The organism is Pseudoalteromonas sp. SR45-5 (assembly GCF_014163565.1).
Lineage (GTDB): Bacteria > Pseudomonadota > Gammaproteobacteria > Enterobacterales > Alteromonadaceae > Pseudoalteromonas > Pseudoalteromonas distincta.
In genome coordinates this window covers 1-1200 of record NZ_JACJDN010000898.1, presented here as the reverse complement: position 1 = coordinate 1200, position 1200 = coordinate 1, and the positions used below count along the sequence as shown (strand labels likewise).

At 35.9% G+C, this 1200-nt stretch carries 2 protein-coding genes; one reads left to right on the top strand and one right to left on the bottom strand.

The annotated features are described in order from the left end of the window. Positions 1-289 precede the first annotated feature (289 nt). On the top strand, positions 290-472 hold the full coding sequence (locus H5072_RS19935; protein WP_039490259.1) for a hypothetical protein: 183 nt from the start codon (positions 290-292) through the stop codon (positions 470-472). 3 nt (positions 473-475) lie between these two features. Here the strand turns inward: H5072_RS19935 and H5072_RS19930 are convergent. Next, positions 476-1200: phosphotransferase (locus tag H5072_RS19930; RefSeq protein WP_182694578.1), on the bottom strand; the 725-nt coding region annotated here is incomplete at its 5' end.

Below are 1200 nucleotides of genomic sequence, written 5' to 3'. Positions count from 1 at the left end.
CAGCCTCCGGAGGGCCACGTGATATCCATTTCACCACGAGAGCACATTTGTTGCCGCCACACCAACTCGCGATATCAGTGCTTTAGCACCCGCAATGATAAAGAGATCTTTAAATAAATACCAGTAAGATCAGCTTATATGCTTATTAATTAAACTCTTTTAAATAAAACACTTCACAAAGGCTTAAAAACACGCTATTTATTCTTATTAGATAAGAAACAGTAACGGTTTAGTAACATTAAAATTATGATTGTCGCTGTGAGGATTAGTTTAATACGAGGAAAGAATGATGAGTTTAATGTCTACTGAGCAAGTCGCTGAGTTTTTAGGTGTAAAAGTAGAGCGTGTAAAACGCCTCTCTAGAGAAAGTTTATTAATTGCTAAATCTGAAGACGAGAATGGCGAACCACAATTTGATGCGGCCGAAGTAACAAAGTACAAAGAGCTCGCTGAACGCTTTGGTGGTTTGTAACTTTTATAAAAAAGTATTAGTAACAAGTTTATTTAGCTGCGCACGTAACATTATAGATTTACTAGTTATGTTGCGCTCCTCATACCAAGCAATACATAACACCAAAAGAAACAGTTTATAGTAATTTAGCTTATCTATTGATGGGTAAAACGTGCTTGTTTTATCAACGCTATTTTTATAGTTGTTTAACAATGTACTGTCACTGCTCTCATTAAGATTAAAGCTCACTGCAAGGGCTGCCAAATCAAAATATACATCGTTAGTTTGCGCGTACTCAAAATCAATTAAATACATGCCCGAAGCATTTACAATAATGTTATCTTTTACCAAATCGTTATGACAAAAGCCTTCATCAAATTGCATGGCTGCAACTACTTTGAGTGCCTGCTCTATTTGAGGTTTATATTGCGTATATACGCCGGTGCTTTGATAAAAATGCAGCTCTTTAGCTATATCCATTGGCGCAGTAGACACTTTGTAATTGTGCACTTGAGCAAGTTTATTAATAAAGCTAAGCGTTATATCCGATTGCGCTGTATTACCTTCAATATAATTAAATACCGCACGGCTATTCTTTTTATCGAGCCAAACAGGCGCAGGACATATATTAAGCTCACTTAAAAAACGCTGTGCTTCAAGTCCTATGGCTGGCCAATGGCTTTTATAACACTTTAATAAATACCCTTGTTGTTTGGTACGTATTAAAAAATTATCGTTACTAAAACCAT

Bases quoted from the DNA above. Each gene is read 5' to 3' on its own strand.
- H5072_RS19935 (WP_039490259.1), top strand. From the start codon at position 290: ATGAGTTTAATGTCTACTGAGCAAGTCGCTGAGTTTTTAGGTGTAAAA.